16 protein-coding genes are annotated in these 15,463 nt (G+C 63.5%); 9 read left to right on the top strand and 7 right to left on the bottom strand.

Annotated elements, in window-relative coordinates; translation table 11 throughout:
* Positions 1 to 29 precede the first annotated feature (29 nt).
* The gene (accC, locus tag TP2_RS00735) at positions 30 to 1,373 is read right to left on the bottom strand and encodes an acetyl-CoA carboxylase biotin carboxylase subunit (RefSeq protein WP_038072319.1); all 1,344 of its coding nucleotides are present in this window, start codon (positions 1,371 to 1,373) and stop codon (positions 30 to 32) included.
* 10 nt (positions 1,374 to 1,383) lie between these two features.
* Complete coding sequence (gene accB, locus TP2_RS00740; protein WP_038072323.1) at positions 1,384 to 1,887, bottom strand: acetyl-CoA carboxylase biotin carboxyl carrier protein; 504 nt, start codon at positions 1,885 to 1,887, stop codon at positions 1,384 to 1,386.
* A gap of 289 nt (positions 1,888 to 2,176) precedes the next feature.
* Between accB and TP2_RS00745 the strand changes: the two genes are divergently transcribed.
* On the top strand, positions 2,177 to 3,520 hold the full coding sequence (locus tag TP2_RS00745; protein WP_038072326.1) for an NAD(P)-dependent oxidoreductase: 1,344 nt from the start codon (positions 2,177 to 2,179) through the stop codon (positions 3,518 to 3,520).
* A gap of 3 nt (positions 3,521 to 3,523) precedes the next feature.
* On the top strand, positions 3,524 to 4,822 hold the full coding sequence (preA, locus tag TP2_RS00750) for an NAD-dependent dihydropyrimidine dehydrogenase subunit PreA (RefSeq protein ID WP_038072329.1): 1,299 nt from the start codon (positions 3,524 to 3,526) through the stop codon (positions 4,820 to 4,822).
* Between the two features lie 10 nt (positions 4,823 to 4,832).
* Here the strand turns inward: preA and TP2_RS00755 are convergent, their stop codons facing one another.
* Together TP2_RS00755 and TP2_RS00760 are read right to left on the bottom strand one after the other, a co-directional pair.
* On the bottom strand, positions 4,833 to 5,369 hold the full coding sequence (locus TP2_RS00755; RefSeq protein WP_038072333.1) for a hypothetical protein: 537 nt from the start codon (positions 5,367 to 5,369) through the stop codon (positions 4,833 to 4,835).
* 119 nt (positions 5,370 to 5,488) lie between these two features.
* Positions 5,489 to 6,142, bottom strand: coding sequence for a TetR family transcriptional regulator C-terminal domain-containing protein (locus tag TP2_RS00760; protein ID WP_169739492.1), 654 nt, complete (start codon positions 6,140 to 6,142; stop codon positions 5,489 to 5,491).
* 194 nt (positions 6,143 to 6,336) lie between these two features.
* On the opposite strand from TP2_RS00760, the gene aptA reads away from it, so the two are divergent.
* Together aptA and TP2_RS18370 are read left to right on the top strand one after the other, a co-directional pair.
* A complete protein-coding gene (gene aptA, locus TP2_RS00765; RefSeq protein ID WP_038072336.1) occupies positions 6,337 to 7,662 on the top strand; it encodes an omega-aminotransferase AptA in 1,326 nt (441 codons plus the stop codon).
* Between the two features lie 480 nt (positions 7,663 to 8,142).
* Positions 8,143 to 8,295 (top strand): hypothetical protein, encoded by a 153-nt coding sequence (locus TP2_RS18370; RefSeq protein WP_157617010.1) that lies wholly within the window; start codon positions 8,143 to 8,145, stop codon positions 8,293 to 8,295.
* A gap of 54 nt (positions 8,296 to 8,349) precedes the next feature.
* Here TP2_RS18370 and TP2_RS00770 read toward each other — a convergent pair whose 3' ends face one another.
* Together TP2_RS00770 and TP2_RS00775 are read right to left on the bottom strand one after the other, a co-directional pair.
* Positions 8,350 to 8,931 (bottom strand): rhodanese-like domain-containing protein, encoded by a 582-nt coding sequence (locus TP2_RS00770; RefSeq protein WP_051692090.1) that lies wholly within the window; start codon positions 8,929 to 8,931, stop codon positions 8,350 to 8,352.
* 186 nt (positions 8,932 to 9,117) lie between these two features.
* Positions 9,118 to 9,699: a VOC family protein gene (locus TP2_RS00775; RefSeq protein WP_038072339.1), complete on the bottom strand. Its 582-nt coding sequence runs from the start codon at positions 9,697 to 9,699 to the stop codon at positions 9,118 to 9,120.
* Between the two features lie 166 nt (positions 9,700 to 9,865).
* On the opposite strand from TP2_RS00775, the gene TP2_RS00780 reads away from it, so the two are divergent.
* The gene (locus TP2_RS00780; protein WP_038072341.1) at positions 9,866 to 10,648 is read left to right on the top strand and encodes a hypothetical protein; all 783 of its coding nucleotides are present in this window, start codon (positions 9,866 to 9,868) and stop codon (positions 10,646 to 10,648) included.
* Here TP2_RS00780 and TP2_RS00785 read toward each other — a convergent pair.
* Complete coding sequence (locus TP2_RS00785) at positions 10,645 to 11,313, bottom strand: TetR/AcrR family transcriptional regulator (protein WP_038072343.1); 669 nt, start codon at positions 11,311 to 11,313, stop codon at positions 10,645 to 10,647. The two genes, TP2_RS00780 and TP2_RS00785, sit on opposite strands and share 4 nt — an antisense overlap.
* Positions 11,314 to 11,442: 129 nt before the next feature.
* Between TP2_RS00785 and TP2_RS00790 the strand changes: the two genes are divergently transcribed.
* From TP2_RS00790 to TP2_RS00805, 4 genes are all read left to right on the top strand, one after another.
* Entirely contained in the window at positions 11,443 to 12,693 is a 1,251-nt protein-coding gene (locus TP2_RS00790; protein ID WP_038072348.1) for a Zn-dependent hydrolase, read from the top strand.
* An 88-nt stretch (positions 12,694 to 12,781) separates the two neighbouring features.
* On the top strand, positions 12,782 to 14,233 hold the full coding sequence (hydA, locus tag TP2_RS00795) for a dihydropyrimidinase (RefSeq protein ID WP_038072350.1): 1,452 nt from the start codon (positions 12,782 to 12,784) through the stop codon (positions 14,231 to 14,233).
* A 6-nt stretch (positions 14,234 to 14,239) separates the two neighbouring features.
* Positions 14,240 to 14,662, top strand: coding sequence for a VOC family protein (locus TP2_RS00800; protein ID WP_038072352.1), 423 nt, complete (start codon positions 14,240 to 14,242; stop codon positions 14,660 to 14,662).
* The gene (locus tag TP2_RS00805) at positions 14,659 to 15,447 is read left to right on the top strand and encodes an ABC transporter ATP-binding protein (protein ID WP_038072355.1); all 789 of its coding nucleotides are present in this window, start codon (positions 14,659 to 14,661) and stop codon (positions 15,445 to 15,447) included. Before TP2_RS00800 ends, TP2_RS00805 begins: the two co-directional genes overlap by 4 nt.
* The last annotated feature ends 16 nt before the right edge of the window (positions 15,448 to 15,463 follow it).

Raw genomic sequence — 15,463 nt, forward strand, 5'->3', positions numbered from 1 at the left:
CGGGGGCGTTTTCGTAACTTCGGAACCGATCAGAGGTTCTTTTCGAGCCATTTCTCGAGCCAGTGGATCGAGTAGTTGCCCGACTGGATATCCGGCTCTTGCAGCAGCGCGTTAAAGAGCGGCACGGTCGTGTCAACGCCGTCCACGATGAGCTCGCCAAGCGCGCGATACAGCCGCTGGAGCGCCTCGTGGCGGTCGCGGCCATGCACGATCAGCTTGCCGATGAGGCTGTCGTAATAGGGCGGAATCGTATAGCCGTCATAGAGCGCGCTGTCCATCCGCACGCCCAGGCCGCCCGGCGCGTGGTAATGGGTAATCTTGCCGGGGCAGGGCGCAAAATTCGGCAGCTTCTCGGCATTGATGCGCACCTCGATCGCGTGGCCGCGGATCGACAGCTTGTCCTGATCGAACTCCATCGGCTCGCCCGCGGCGACCTTGATCTGCTGGCGCACGAGATCGACACCGAAGATCGCCTCGGTGACGGGGTGTTCGACCTGCAGGCGGGTGTTCATCTCGATGAAATAGAACTCGCCATCCTCATAGAGGAATTCGATCGTGCCCGCGCCCGAATAGCCGAGCTCGCCGATCGCCTTGGCGCAGATGCCGCCGATGCGGGCGCGTTCTTCGGGCGTGATGCAGGGACCCGGGGCCTCTTCGAACACCTTCTGGTGGCGGCGCTGGAGCGAGCAGTCGCGCTCGCCCAGATGGACGCCGCGCCCCTTGCCGTCGCCAAAGACCTGGATCTCGATATGACGCGGCTTCTGGAGGTATTTCTCGATATAGACCTCGTCATTGCCGAAGGCAGCTTTCGCCTCCGAGCGCGCGGTGCGGAAGGCAACCTCGATATCGTCTTCCGATTTCGCGACCTTCATACCGCGGCCGCCGCCACCGGCCGTGGCCTTGATGATCACCGGATAGCCCATCTCGGCCGCGACCTTGCGCGCGGTCTCGATGTCGGGGACGCCGCCATCCGAGCCTGGAACGACTGGAATGCCCAGGCTCTTCGCGGTGTCCTTGGCGGTGATCTTATCGCCCATCAGGCGGATATGCTCGGCCGAGGGGCCGATGAAGGTGATGCCGTGATCCTCGAGCACCTGCACGAAGGCAGCATTCTCGGAGAGGAACCCGTAGCCCGGATGGATCGCTTGTGCGCCGGTGATCTCGCAGGCCGCAACGATTGCGGGGATCGAGAGATAGGATTGCGCCGAGCTGTTGGGGCCGATGCAGACGGATTCATCGGCCATGCGCACATGCATCGCATCCGAGTCGGCAGTGGAATGGACCGCAACACTCGCGATCCCCATCTCGCGGCAGGCACGGATCACGCGCAGCGCGATCTCGCCCCGATTGGCGATCAGGATCTTGTCGAACATGACGGCCCCCTTATTCGACGATCATCAGGGTCGTGCCGTATTCGACCGGCTGGCCGTCATCGACGAGGATCCGCTTCACCGTGCCCGATTTCGGCGCGGGGATGTGGTTCATGGTCTTCATCGCCTCGACGATCATCAGCGTCTGGCCTTCCTTGACCTGATCGCCGACCTTCACGAAGGCGGATGCGCCCGGTTCGGGCGAGAGATAAGCGGTGCCCACCATCGGCGAGGCGACAGCGCCGGGGTGATCGGCCGGATCGTCGGCGGCAACGGGACCGGGCTGTTCGGGCGCAGGCGCTTGCGCCACGTGGGCGGCATGAGCGACCGGGGCGGGCGCCGCTACTGCGGGAGCCGCGGCATGCACGATATTGGTTTGCTTCGACACCCGCACTTTCAGGCTGTCATCTTGCGCGTAATCACGGGTCACCGCGATCTCGGTCAGATCGTTGGCGTTGAGAAGCTCGGCCAGGGCCTGGATGAAGGCCACGTCATTGTCACGGGTGTTCTTGGTCATGCGGTCCTCGAAGGGTGCTTTTGATGATGGCCCGTTCTGCGGGGCCTTACGGATCGAAGGGTTTATACGCGAGGTCAGGCGCGGTGAAAAGGCGGATCGGCTGTCCTTGCGTCATGGGCTCGCGATCTCGTGACTGCCCGGAAATTGAGCGCTCGAGGGGTTCGACGCACAACCTCCGGGCAGGACGACCGAAAAAATCGGCCGCCGCGACGCGGCATATTTTACCACTTGATAAAATTCAATCCTGTGTCAGCGTAGGGACAACGAAAAACTGACAGGGAGCCCGCAAGTGTCCACCAGCCAGCTCACCGAAGGGATCGTGCCCGGACGGCTCGACCCGGAAAGCTATTGCACCAACTTCGCCGATCATGCCCCGGCGTTGAGCGCGCAGGAGGCCCGGATCGCGGCCGATCGCTGCTATTTCTGCCATGATGCACCCTGCATGGAGGCTTGCCCGACCACGATCGACGTGCCGCTTTTCATTCGGCAGATCGCGACCGGCACGCCCGAAGCGGCGGCCAAGACGATTTTCGAGCAGAACATTCTGGGCGGCATGTGCGCCCGAGTCTGCCCGACCGAGAACCTCTGCGAAGGCTCCTGCGTGCGTATGGATGCAGAAGGCGAGCCGGTCGAGATCGGTGCGCTGCAACGCTTTGCGACCGACACGCTGATGGCCAAGCAAAGCCACCCCTTCGCCCGCGCCGAGCGCACGGGCAAGTCGGTGGCGGTGGTGGGCGCCGGGCCTGCTGGCCTCGCCTGTGCGCATCGTCTCGCGATGAACGGCCATGAGGTAACGATTTATGATGCACGCTCGAAACCGGGCGGGCTGAACGAATACGGTATCGCCAGCTACAAGGCGCCGGGCGGGTTCGCTCAGGCCGAAGTGGATTGGCTTCTGCAGATCGGTGGGATCACCATCGTCGAGAACTGGCAGCTGGGCCGCGAAGGCGACGGCGATCTGGCCGAGCTGCTGGGCGATTACGATGCGGTCTTCCTCGGCATGGGGCTTGCGGGCGTGAACGCGCTGCGCCTCGATGGCGAGGACAAGGAGGGCATCCGCCCCGCGACCGACTTCATCGCCGAGCTGCGTCAGGCCTCCGATCTGGCTGAACTGCCGATCGGGCGTGACGTGGTGGTGATCGGCGGCGGCATGACGGCGGTGGACGCTGCCGTGCAGTCGAAGCTCTTGGGCGCGCTCAACGTGAGCCTCGTCTATCGCCGCTCGCGCGCTGAAATGCCCGCGAGCGTGGTCGAGCAGGAACATGCGCTGACGAATGGCGTGACGATCATCGAGAACGCCGCCCCCATCGCCATTCACGGCAATGGCGCGGTGCGCGAGGTCGAGTTCGCCTATACGAAGAAGGGCGAGGGCGGTCTGGAAATGACCGACGCGACCTTCCGCCTCAAGGCCGATCAGGTCTTCAAGGCGATCGGTCAGACGCTGGGCGACATGCCCGCGCAGATCGAGATCGCGGGCGGCAAGATCAAGGTGGACGGCGCGGGCCGCACCTCGGTCGAGAGAGTCTGGGCCGGGGGCGATTGCACCCATGCCGGCGAAGACCTGACCGTGACGGCGGTTGCGCAGGGGCGCGATGCGGCGGAAGAAATCCACCAATTTCTGATGGAGGGCTGAGCGATGGCCGATCTGACTTCCAATTTCATCGGTATCAAATCCCCCAACCCGTTCTGGCTGGCCTCCGCGCCACCGACCGACAAGGAGTATAACGTCCGCCGCGCTTTCGAGGCCGGTTGGGGCGGGGTCGTGTGGAAGACGCTGGGCTCGGAAGGCCCGCCGGTCGTGAACGTGAACGGCCCGCGTTACGGCGCGATCTACGGCGCGGATCGCCGGCTGCTGGGTCTGAACAATATCGAGCTGATCACCGACCGTCCGCTCCAGACCAACCTGCGCGAGATCAAATCGGTCAAGCGCGACTATCCGGATCGGGCGCTTGTCGTTTCGCTGATGGTGCCCTGCGACGAGGATAGCTGGAAGGCGATCCTGCCGCTCGTCGAGGAAACCGGCGCCGACGGGATCGAGCTGAACTTCGGCTGCCCCCATGGCATGGCCGAGCGCGGCATGGGCTCGGCGGTGGGGCAGGTGCCCGAATATATCGAGATGGTGACGCGCTGGTGCAAGCAATACACCCGCATGCCGGTGATCGTGAAGCTGACGCCCAACATCACCGACATTCGCCGACCCGCCGAGGCCGCCAAGCGCGGCGGCGCCGATGCGGTGTCGCTGATCAACACGATCAACTCGATCACCTCGGTCGATCTGGATGATTTCGCGCCCGAGCCCACCATCGACGGCAAAGGCACGCATGGCGGCTATTGCGGTCCGGCGGTGAAGCCGATCGCGCTGAACATGGTGGCCGAGATCGCACGTAACCCCGAGACGGCGGGCCTGCCGATCTCCGGCATCGGTGGCGTGACCACCTGGCGCGACGCGGCGGAGTTCATGGCGCTCGGCGCGGGCAATGTGCAGGTCTGCACCGCAGCCATGACCTACGGGTTCAAGGTCGTGCAGGAGATGATCTCGGGGCTGAGCGACTACATGGATCGCAAGGGCTTCACCTCGACCTCCGAACTGGTGGGGCGCGCGGTGCCGAACGTGACCGACTGGCAATATCTCAACCTCAACTACGTCACCAAGGCCGAGATCAATCAGGACGATTGCATCAAATGCGGCCGCTGTTTCGCCGCCTGCGAGGACACCTCGCACCAGGCGATCGCGGTGTCGGACGATCGTGTTTACACGGTCAAGGACGAGGAATGCGTGGCCTGCAACCTCTGCGTCGATGTCTGCCCGGTGGATTGCATCACCATGCGCAAGCTCGACAAGGGCGAGGTGGACCCCCGCACGGGTGAGACGGTCGGCGATTACGCCAACTGGACGACCCACCCGAACAATCCCTCGGCCGCCGCGGCCGAGTAAGGGCAGAGGCCTAGCGCGTCACGTCGAGGCTCGGCGAGGGGCGCTCGGCAACCTGTGACCAACCATCCTGAGGCGCGCCACTCCGATCATCGGGTGGCGCGTCTTTCGTTGCGGGGGCCGGCTCGGCCATTTCTGACTGAGGCAGGGCGCTGCTGTCCGTCTGCTCAGGCGCGTGCTCTTCCTCGGGCGCTTCGGCCTCGATCAGCTCTGGCGCCGCCTTGAGCGCAGCCGCCTTGGCCTCGAGCGGTGTGACCTCGAAAGTCGGAAGCGGCCCTGTCAGCGGATCGGGATCGGGCGGCGGCAGGTTTTGCGCTTCGCCCGCGTCGCGCGCGGCATTCGCGCGCATCTCGGCCATTGCGCCAAGCGCACGCGCCTGTTGTGCATGATCCTGCGGCGTCTGCGTATCCACATCCGCGCCCATGCCGCCATTCGAATTGGCGGGTTTCTTTGCAGGCTCTACCGTACTGGCAGGCGCTGTTTTCGGTGTCGCGGCCATCAGCAGCGGCGACCAACCGATCTGGGGCATCAGCCCCGAAATCCGGTCCATCCCCAACTCCATTCGCATACACCCCCACGGCGAACGATTCTGCGCCCGCTGAGTTTACGAATGGTAAATCCGCGTGGGTTTCGCCGCGCAGGGTTAACAGGGCAGGGCTAGGCGCAAGTTCAGGGCGTCAGAAGCCGCGTGAAAAGCAGGTCGAGGAAGGGCGCAGCCCCTTCGATCGGATCCTTTCCGGGGCCGAGCACGGCGCGCACCTGCACGTCGAAATCGGCGTAATGCTGGGTGAGCGCCCAGATCGAGAAGATCAGGTGATGCGGATCGACCGGGGCAAGACGGCCCTGCGCGATCCAGTGGTCAATCACCGCGGCCTTTTCATCCACCAATGTCTTGAGGTCGGAGCTCAGCCCCGATCCGATGCGCGGCGCGCCTTGCAGCACCTCATTCGCAAAGAGACGGCTTTCGCGCGGCATCTCGCGGCTCATTTCGAGCTTGCGGCGCATGTAGCGCATGATTTCCTCGCGCGGCTCGCCTTCGGGGTTCATCGCACGCAAAGGCGCCAGCCAGACATCGAGAAGTCCGCCCAGAAGTGCCTCGTGGATCGCCTCTTTCGAGGGAAAGTAATAGAGCACATTGGGCTTGCTCAGCCCTGCCTCGGCGGCGATCTGATCGAGCGTCGCACCTCGGAAGCCATTCGCGGAGAACACCTCGAGGGCGGCTTCGAGGATCTTGCCCCGATTGACCTTCTGGATCCGGGTCAGCGGGCGTTTGCCCTCATCCCCGTCCTCGGTGAAATCCTGCGCGTTCTGTTCTTCGGCCAATGCGTCTCTCCTGATGGGCCACCAACCTAACCGATTGCCCAAGGCTTGATCAATCGGATGTGAACCTTAAGCATGGAAAAGCTGCACTGGCAGGCCAAGCTTGACTGGCCTTTTGGCTGTGCTAGCGTGACCCTGACCGATTGGTCAAACTGTTCTTCCCGGCCGGAGCCCCGGCCGCCCGACCGGAGTTTCCCATGGCACTCGACCGCAAGACCCCCAACGACCTGAACGCCTTCTGGATGCCGTTCACTGCAAACCGGCAGTTCAAAAAGAACCCGCGCATGTTCGTGGGCGCCAAGGACATGCATTACACCACCTCGGACGGGCGCCAGGTGCTCGACGGCACGGCCGGTCTGTGGTGCTGCAATGCGGGTCATTGCCGCCCGAAGATCACCGAAGCGATCCAGAAACAAGCGGCCGAACTCGATTATGCGCCCGCTTTCCAGATGGGTCATCCGGCGGCTTTCGAGCTTGCCAACCGCATCATCGACATCGCGCCCGAGGGCATGGAGCACGTGTTCTACACCAACTCCGGGTCCGAGTCGGTCGAGACCGCGCTGAAACTGGCGATCGCCTATCACCGCGCCCGCGGCGACGGGGCGCGTACCCGCCTGATCGGGCGTGAGCGCGGCTATCACGGGGTGAACTTCGGGGGCATCTCGGTCGGCGGCATCGTGACCAACCGCAAGGTCTTCGGCCCGCTCGTGCCGGGGGTCGACCACATGCCGCACACCCATTTGCCCGACCAGAACGCCTTCACCCGCGGCCAGCCCGAAAACGGCGCCTATCTGGCGGACGAGCTCGAACGCATCGTCGCGCTTCACGGCGCTGAAACCATCGCGGCGGTGATCGTGGAGCCGATGGCGGGTTCGACCGGCGTTCTGCTGCCGCCCAAGGGGTATCTCCAGAAGCTGCGCGAGATCACGAAGAAGCACGGCATCCTGTTGATCTTCGACGAGGTCATCACCGGTTTCGGGCGTCTCGGTTCGGCCTTCGCGGCGCAGCATTACGGCGTGACGCCCGATATGATGACTACCGCCAAGGGCCTGACCAACGGCGTGATCCCGATGGGCGCGGTCCTGACCTCGGCCGAGGTGCATGACGCCTTCATGAACGGCCCCGAGCACATGATCGAGCTGTTCCACGGCTATACCTATTCGGGCAACCCGATCGCGGCCGCCGCCGGGATCGCGACGCTCGAAACCTACAAGGAAGAAGGCCTCTTCGAGCGCGCGGCCGAGCTTGCGCCGTATTGGGAGGACGCGCTGCATTCTCTCAAGGGCACGCGCCATGTGATCGACATCCGTAACGAAGGCCTGATCGGTGCGGTCGAACTGGAGCCGATCGCGGGCGAGCCCACGAAGCGCGCCTTCTCGGCCTTCCTGAAAGCCTATGAAAAGGGGATCCTGATCCGTACCACCGGCGACATCATCGCGATGAGCCCGCCGCTGATCATTTCCAAGGAACAGATCGACCAGCTCGTCGGCACGCTGAAAGAGGTTCTCGAAACGCTCGACTGATCGGGAGTTCGGAGGAACTTGAACCGGCCGCGCGGATTGCGCGGCCGGTTTTTCATTGGCGGGGAGGAGGCTGGCAAGGCAGGCCAAGTGGAAAGGATGCCGAATTTATTCCAAACCGAATTCGTAAAGGGTTTCGTGTCACGAATGAAAGGTTTGCGAATGGTAGAAGCATCGAGTGCGCCCAAGACCACTTTGGTTCGGTTTCGTCGCGGGCGCTGCGGCGCTTCATCCTCACGACCGTGACCTTCTGGGCCGGTCCCTTCGCTTCGCAACAGAGCACGGGTGTCAGTATCGGAGAACTCGCCGCCGATATCGCGAGAGTCCGCAGCCCGTTCGATCGCGGGTCAACCGCAGCCTGACCCGGTCGCCCCCGGTGCGCACAATCGACGACTATCTTGGAGTTGGTGTGGGGCTGCTCACCGGGCTGAACATCGTCACCGGATCGCGGCGCTCATTCGAAAAGAGCGCTTGGGAGCGGCATTGTCGGGCATCGCACTCGGCGGGATCGCGATCGGATCGCAGCTCTTTACCGGGACGATCATGCTGATCGTTGGTGGGCTGATCGCCACGGCGATTATCTACGCGCCGCGCGACGCATTCGGCGAGATATTTGGCGGTCTGTTTGACGGGTGACTGCCAAGCGCCTCAATCCATGGCGCTGTCGGGTCAGCTTGCTGTGGCGCCAGTTCACCGATCGCCCGGATAGACCTTCTCGGGCGGAAGCTGATAGCTCCATTCCAACCCCGCATTCTTCCAGCCGTTGAGAGCGCGGTGGCCCCGTTCGATCCCGTCCTGCGCCACATCGCCTTCGAACCCGTCGATGATCGTGTAGACGTTTTCGTATCCCAGATCGTAGAGCATGTTCGCGGCTTTTGCGCTGCGCGTGCCCGAGCGGCAGAGGATCACGATAGGGGTCTCATCCTCGATCCCGGCGGCCTCGGCGTAATCGAGGAAGGAGAACTCGAAATCCGGGTTGGAGATCATCCTGTAGCTTTGCAGGCTGGGGTCATAAGCGGCGTCTTGGGGCATCGTCATCACGGGTATGTTCACGTCGATCCGGCTGGGTAAGCCGAGAAAGGTCAGCTCTGGACGCGAGCGCACGTCAAGGAAGAGCACGCCCGGATCCTCGAGCATCCGCGCCGCATCTGGCGCGGAGAGATACAGCCCCGCCTTGGTCTGCTTGTTGGCTGGCACGTCGGTCACTTCGGCAAAGGCGGCCGGCGCGAGGGCCATCACTGCGAGGATGGCGCGCAAAGAACTGGAGAGCATGGCAAGAGCCTCCCTGACGCATGTGCCGCGCCGGCCGCCCCGCGGTCGTCGCGGAATGGATGAAGGCCGCCAATGGCGGCCCGACTCAAAAAATTTCATGTCTGAGATGTCACATTATCACGGTTCAGTGATTCACGGTAGCGTCTATGCGCCCCGCCTAGGAGATCCCCGTGACTCGGACGCCGATCAATAGGGATCTTTCGCGCCGCGATCGGAGCTCAGCGTTTGTTGCGAACGGCTTACCAGAAGCTCGAGCGCATCGGCGAGGTGCTCTTCCCCGATCGCCCGATCCCCACGTGCCACACGAATGCGATGCGCCTCGATCATCACGTCGGCATGGGCATGCCCGCGTGGCGGCTCGAACTTGTAGCAGGCGAGCTCGATCAGCAGCCCGAGCGGATCCTTGAAATAGATCGAATCCATGAAGCCGCGATCCTTCACGCCCGAATGCTTGATGCCGCGCTCGTCGAGGCGTTCGACCACTTGGCGATGGGTGGCCATGGAGACGTTGAAGGCAAGGTGGTGCACACAGCCCGGATCGGTCGGCGTGCGGTCATGCACGGGTTTGCGGGTCTCGTCGGTGAAGACGGTGATCAGCCGCCCGTCGCCGGGATCGAAATAGAGATGCCCCTCGTTTTCATTGTCGAGATTAGGCTGGTCGAAGACGAAGGGCATGCCGAGCACGCCTTCCCAGAAATCGATCGAGCTTTGCCGGTCCGCTCCGGTCAGCGTGATGTGATGAACCCCTTGGGTCTGCAATTTGCGCATGGTCTCCTCCCGTATTCCTGGCGTGGAAGAGTAACGCGAAAAGGCCCTCGGTCGAGGCGCAAACCCTGTGCAGCCGCGCGCGAAACCTTGCCGAGCCTCGCGCGCGACCCCTTGCGGGCGCAAGTCATGCGCCTATCTTGCGCGGCGTTCCCCCGGAGGTGACCCGATGCTGCGTGCCGCGCTGTTTCTGCTGCTGATCCTGCCCGTGCCGGCGATGGCGGAGCTCATTTCCTGCCAGACCTCGATCCGGGGCAAGACCTATGAGTTTCGCTACGATCCCGACAATGACGCGCTCAAGGACAGCCGTTCGCTGCGCGAAAAGATCTTCGGCGAGAAGGGGCAGGTGAACTGCCCGGCGCTGGTCACGCTGCGCGCGATCACGCCCGAGTTGGATGATGCGCAGCGCGCGCCCTTCTGTCTGCAATGGGACCCCGAGCGTGAAACCTATCTTGGTTATGACCGGGGTGAGCGCGATGCCTACGGAATGTGTCGCGAGCCCTCGAAGAGCATCTGCCAGCGACTGACCGGCAGTGCCGAGGCGGCGGGAAAACTGCGCGATGGCGCGATCGATGCGGCCGGGGGGGCTTTTGGGACGGTGCTTGGCGACAAGATCGGCGGGATGATCGTCTCCGATCAGGCGGATCGGCTGCAAAAGCGGCTCGTCGATGCGGGGCTGGCGGTATTGGCCGGGGCCTCGACGCCCGCGCTGGCCGCGACGGCGGTGGTGGTTGGCGGCGCGGTCTATGTCTGCTCGGAAGACGGGGCAGACGGGGTGGGCGTTCAGGCAGAGCCTGTGCCAGAACCCGACAATGGCGCGGAAATCCTCGGCTCGGAGTTGCCTGTCACCCATTTGGCGCCCGGTGTGACCGGCGCGCCGCTGCGCCCTGTCGAGACGAAAGACCTGCCGGGGGTGTCTGAGACGGAGCCACCGCCGCAGACTGGCGATTAGGTCTCGCTCACGCCGATCCCGCGCAGCACGATCCCTTTAACGCTGGCTTTCGCGGCGTCCCATTGCGCGTCCGTGAGCGGTTTGCCTCCGTTGAGCGTCTCGATCTGATGCGAGAAATCGGCGTAATGCTGGGTCGTGGCCCAAAGCATGTAGAGCAGGTGGCGCGGGTCCACATCCGCCATTTTCCCTTCCGCGATCCAGCGCCGGATGATCGTCGCGCGTCCTTCGGTCCACTCGCTCAGGGTCGTTTCCAGGTAATCCTGAATCACCGGCGCGCCATGCATAACTTCGGAGGCCCAGACCTTGGAGCCGTTCGGATGGCGGCGAGAGATCTCCATTTTGGCGTCGATATAGGCACCGATCCCCTCGGCCGGGCCCGCCGCCGCGTCGAAGACATCCGCGGCCTCCAGCCAGATGTTGAAAATGCGCTCGACCACGCGGCGATAAAGCGCCTCCTTGGTCTCGAAATAGTAATGAAGATTGGCTTTCGGCAACCCTGCCATATCCGCGATGAGCTGCATCGTGGCCCCGCCGAACCCGGCTTCGGCAAAGACCGTTTCAGCCGCTTTCAAGATCGCATCTTCAGTGGCGCGGCGGGCTTCGGCCCGGCTTCCGGCAGCGTTCCGCCCATTTTTTGTGCGTTTGCCGGTCTCGTTATCTTTCATTCAAAATGCATCCTGATTTTTGTTGACCGGATGGTCAGACCGTGGCCCACTTCAACCTGACCATACGGTCAGAAAAAGATTCGTCGCAAGAGGGGATAACCCCCGCAAATGCCGACAGGGAGTTTCGACATGGCAGCACCCGGAGAAAACCTCCGCATCAACCCCGACCGCCTTTGGGACAGCCTCATGGAGATGGCCAAGATCGGCCCGGGCGTCGCAGGCGGTTGCAACCGTCAGACGCTCACCGACGAGGATGCCGAAGGGCGCGCGCTTTTCAAGAAATGGTGTGATGAGGCGGGGCTCACGATGGGGCTCGATGAGATCGGCAACATGTTCATGCGCCGCGAAGGGACCGATCCCGATGCGCTGCCGGTCTATGTGGGCAGCCATCTCGATACCCAGCCCACGGGCGGGAAATATGATGGCGTGCTCGGCGTGCTCGGCGCGCTCGAAGCCGTGCGTACGATGAATGATCTCGGGATCAAGACCAAGCATCCGATCGTCGTCACCAACTGGACCAACGAGGAAGGCGCCCGTTTCGCGCCCGCCATGCTCGCCTCGGGCGTTTTCGCGGGCGTTCACACGCTCGAATACGCCAATGACCGCGTGGATCTGGAGGGCAAGCGCTTCGGCGATGAGCTCGAGCGGATCGGCTGGAAGGGCGACGAGAAGGTGGGCGATCGCAAGATGCACGCCTATTACGAGCTGCATATCGAACAGGGTCCGATTCTCGAGGCCGAAGAGAAGACGATTGGTGTGGTGACCCATTGCCAGGGCCTGTGGTGGCTCGAATTCACGCTGACCGGCAAAGAGGCGCATACCGGCTCGACGCCGATGCCGATGCGCACCAATGCGGGGCTCGCGATGGCGCGGATCTTCGAGATGGTACAGGAGGTCGCGATGGCGGCCCAGCCCAATGCCGTCGGCGGTGTGGGGCAGGTGACCTTCTCGCCCAATTCGCGCAATGTTCTGCCGGGCAAGGTTGTCTTCACCGTCGATATTCGTTCTCCCGATCAGGCCAAGCTCGATGGGATGCGCGCGGAGATCGAGAAACGCGCCGCCGAGATCTGCGAACCGCTCGGGGTCGGCTGCGAGATTGACCCGGTCGGCCATTTCGATCCGGTGACCTTCACTCCCGAACTGGTCGAGAACGTGCGCAACGCGGCCGAACGTCTCGGCTACAGCCATCTCGACATCATCTCGGGCGCGGGCCACGATGCCTGCTGGGCGGCCAAGGTCGCGCCGACAACGATGGTGATGTGCCCCTGCGTGGGCGGGCTGTCGCACAACGAGGCCGAGGAGATCTCGAAGGAGTGGGCCGCGGCGGGGACGGATGTCCTGTTCCACGCGGTGCTGGAAACGGCCGAGATCGTGAGCTGACGGAGAGCGCGCCGGGGGCTCTGCCCCCGGACCCCCGGGATATTTGAACCAAGAGGAAGGGCAGAGACCCGTCCTAGGAGGCCAAACCATGACCAAAGTCATCAAGAACGGAACCGTTGTCACCGCCGATCTGACCTACAAGGCGGATGTGCTGATCGATGGCGGCAAGATCATCGAGATCGGTCCGGACCTGAAGGGCGACGAGGTGATCGACGCGACCGGCTGCTATGTGATGCCGGGCGGGATCGACCCGCATACCCATCTCGAAATGCCCTTCATGGGCACCTATTCGGCCGATGATTTCGAGAGTGGCACGCGTGCGGCGCTGGCTGGCGGGACGACGATGGTCATCGATTTCGCGCTGCCCTCCCCGGGGGAGGGGCTGCTCGATGCGCTCAAGAAATGGGACAACAAATCCACTCGCGCGCATTGCGACTACTCCTTCCACATGGCGATCACCTGGTGGGGCGAGCAAGTCTTCAACGAGATGAAGGAGGTGACGGATCGCGGCATCAACACCTTCAAGCATTTCCTCGCCTATAAGGGCGCGCTGATGGTGAACGATGACGAGCTCTTTGCGTCGTTCAAGCGCTGCGCCGAGCTCGGGGCGATCCCGCTGGTTCATGCCGAGAATGGAGATGTGGTGGCCGAGATGTCGGCAAAGCTGCTCGCCGAGGGCAATACCGGCCCCGAAGCGCACGCCTATTCGCGCCCGTCCCAGGTCGAGGGTGAGGCCACGAACCGCGCGATCATGATCGCCGATATGGCGGGCGTGCCGCTTTACGTCGTGCATACCTCTTGCGAGGAAGCCCATGAGGCGATCCGGCGTGCGAAGATGAACGGCAAGCGCGTCTGGGGCGAGCCGCTGATCCAGCACCTGACCCTCGACGAGAGCGAGTATTTCGACAAGGATTGGGACCATGCCGCGCGCCGCGTGATGAGCCCGCCCTTCCGCAACAAGCAGCATCAGGACAGCCTCTGGGCGGGGCTTTCCTCCGGGACGCTGAGCTGCGTGGCAACCGATCACTGCGCCTTCACCACCGATCAGAAGCGCTATGGCGTGGGGGACTTCACCAAGATCCCGAACGGCACGGGTGGGCTGGAGGATCGGATGCCGATGCTCTGGACCGAAGGCGTGAACAAGGGCCGGATCACGATGAACGAATTCGTGGCCGTGACCTCGACCAATATCGCGAAGATCCTCAACTGTTATCCCAAGAAGGGTGCGGTCCTGGTGGGCGCGGATGCCGACCTGGTGGTCTGGGATCCGGAGGCGAGCAAGACGATCTCGGCCTCGTCGCAGCAATCCGCGATCGATTACAATGTTTTCGAGGGCAAGGAGGTCAAGGGTCTGCCGCGCTACACGCTGAGCCGTGGTGTCGTGGCCTGGGGCGATGGCAAGATCCAGTCGCAGGAAGGCCATGGCGAGTTTGTCGCGCGCGATGCGGGCATGCCGGTGACCAAGGCGTTGTCCACCTGGAAAGAGCTGACCGCGCCGCGTCCGGTGCAGCGCTCGGGCATCCCGGCGACCGGGGTGTAAGGCGCAATGGGGGCTCCGGTCAGCGCCGGCATTCTGGAGGCCGCGGTCTATGTCGAGGATCTCGACGCGACCGAGGCCTTCTATGGCGGGCTGCTGGGGCTCGAGCGGATCACCCGGCGCGACGGGCGGCATGTCTTCTTCCGCTGCGGCGAGGGTGTGATCCTGACCTTTATCGCGGAAGCGACGCGGCAGCCGCCGGACGATCCGGCCGCCCTGCCGGTTCCGCCACATGGCGCGGTCGGGCCGGGGCATGTATGTCTTGCCGCGCAAGCCGAAGAACTCAACGAATGGGAACGACATTTGAGGGACAACAACGTGGAGATTGAGGCCGACTTCTTCTGGCCGAACGGCGCGCGCTCGATCTATCTGCGCGACCCGGCGGGCAATAGCGTCGAGATCGCGGACAAAACCCTTTGGAGGCGCGCATGACGGCAGCACCGGTGATCAAAGCGCGCGGGCTCAACCTGACATTCCAGACGAATGACGGCCCCGTACACGCGCTCAAGGATATCGACCTCGATATCGAGAAGGGCGATTTCGTCTCTTTCATCGGCCCGTCGGGCTGCGGCAAGACGACTTTCCTGCGTTGCATCGCGGCGCTCGAGACGCCCACGGGGGGTGAGCTCAGCGTCAACGGGATGAGCGCCGAGGAGGCGCGCAAGGCGCGCAGCTATGGCTATGTGTTCCAGGCAGCGGGGCTCTATCCGTGGCGCACGATTGCGGGAAATGTGAAACTTCCGCTCGAGATCATGGGCTATACGAAGGACGAACAGGCCAAGCGGGTTGAGAAAGTGCTATCTCTGGTGGACCTCGAAGGCTTCGGAAAGAAGTTCCCCTGGCAGCTGTCGGGGGGCATGCAGCAGCGCGCCTCGATCGCGCGGGCGCTGGCCTTCGACGCCGAGATCCTGCTGATGGACGAGCCTTTCGGCGCGCTCGACGAGATCGTGCGCGACAAGCTCAACGAGGAACTGCTGAAGCTCTGGTCGGCGACGAACAAGACGATCGGCTTCGTAACCCACTCGATCCCCGAGGCGGTCTATCTGTCCACCAAGATCGTGGTGATGTCGCCCCGTCCGGGCCGTATCCACGAGGTGATCGAGAGCACCCTGCCGCGCGGGCCGCGCCCGCTTGATATTCGCGACAGCGAGGAATTCCTGCAGATCGCGCATCGGGTGCGCGAGGGGCTGCGGGCGGGGCATGCCTATGATGAATGACGTTTTGATTGCTGGC

It is taken from the genome of Thioclava pacifica DSM 10166, from assembly GCF_000714535.1.
GTDB classification, from domain to species: Bacteria; Pseudomonadota; Alphaproteobacteria; order Rhodobacterales; family Rhodobacteraceae; genus Thioclava; species Thioclava pacifica.

Excerpts from the sequence above, each read along its gene's own strand:
- accC (WP_038072319.1), bottom strand. The coding sequence starts at position 1,373 with ATGTTCGACAAGATCCTGATCGCCAATCGGGGCGAGATCGCGCTGCGC.
- accB (WP_038072323.1), bottom strand. The coding sequence starts at position 1,887 with ATGACCAAGAACACCCGTGACAATGACGTGGCCTTCATCCAGGCCCTG.
- preA (WP_038072329.1), top strand. The coding sequence starts at position 3,524 with ATGGCCGATCTGACTTCCAATTTCATCGGTATCAAATCCCCCAACCCG.
- TP2_RS00755 (WP_038072333.1), bottom strand. The coding sequence starts at position 5,369 with ATGGACCGGATTTCGGGGCTGATGCCCCAGATCGGTTGGTCGCCGCTG.
- aptA (WP_038072336.1), top strand. The coding sequence starts at position 6,337 with ATGGCACTCGACCGCAAGACCCCCAACGACCTGAACGCCTTCTGGATG.
- TP2_RS00770 (WP_051692090.1), bottom strand. The coding sequence starts at position 8,931 with ATGCTCTCCAGTTCTTTGCGCGCCATCCTCGCAGTGATGGCCCTCGCG.
- TP2_RS00775 (WP_038072339.1), bottom strand. The coding sequence starts at position 9,699 with ATGCGCAAATTGCAGACCCAAGGGGTTCATCACATCACGCTGACCGGA.
- TP2_RS00780 (WP_038072341.1), top strand. The coding sequence starts at position 9,866 with ATGCTGCGTGCCGCGCTGTTTCTGCTGCTGATCCTGCCCGTGCCGGCG.
- TP2_RS00785 (WP_038072343.1), bottom strand. The coding sequence starts at position 11,313 with ATGAAAGATAACGAGACCGGCAAACGCACAAAAAATGGGCGGAACGCT.
- TP2_RS00790 (WP_038072348.1), top strand. The coding sequence starts at position 11,443 with ATGGCAGCACCCGGAGAAAACCTCCGCATCAACCCCGACCGCCTTTGG.
- hydA (WP_038072350.1), top strand. The coding sequence starts at position 12,782 with ATGACCAAAGTCATCAAGAACGGAACCGTTGTCACCGCCGATCTGACC.
- TP2_RS00800 (WP_038072352.1), top strand. The coding sequence starts at position 14,240 with ATGGGGGCTCCGGTCAGCGCCGGCATTCTGGAGGCCGCGGTCTATGTC.
- TP2_RS00805 (WP_038072355.1), top strand. The coding sequence starts at position 14,659 with ATGACGGCAGCACCGGTGATCAAAGCGCGCGGGCTCAACCTGACATTC.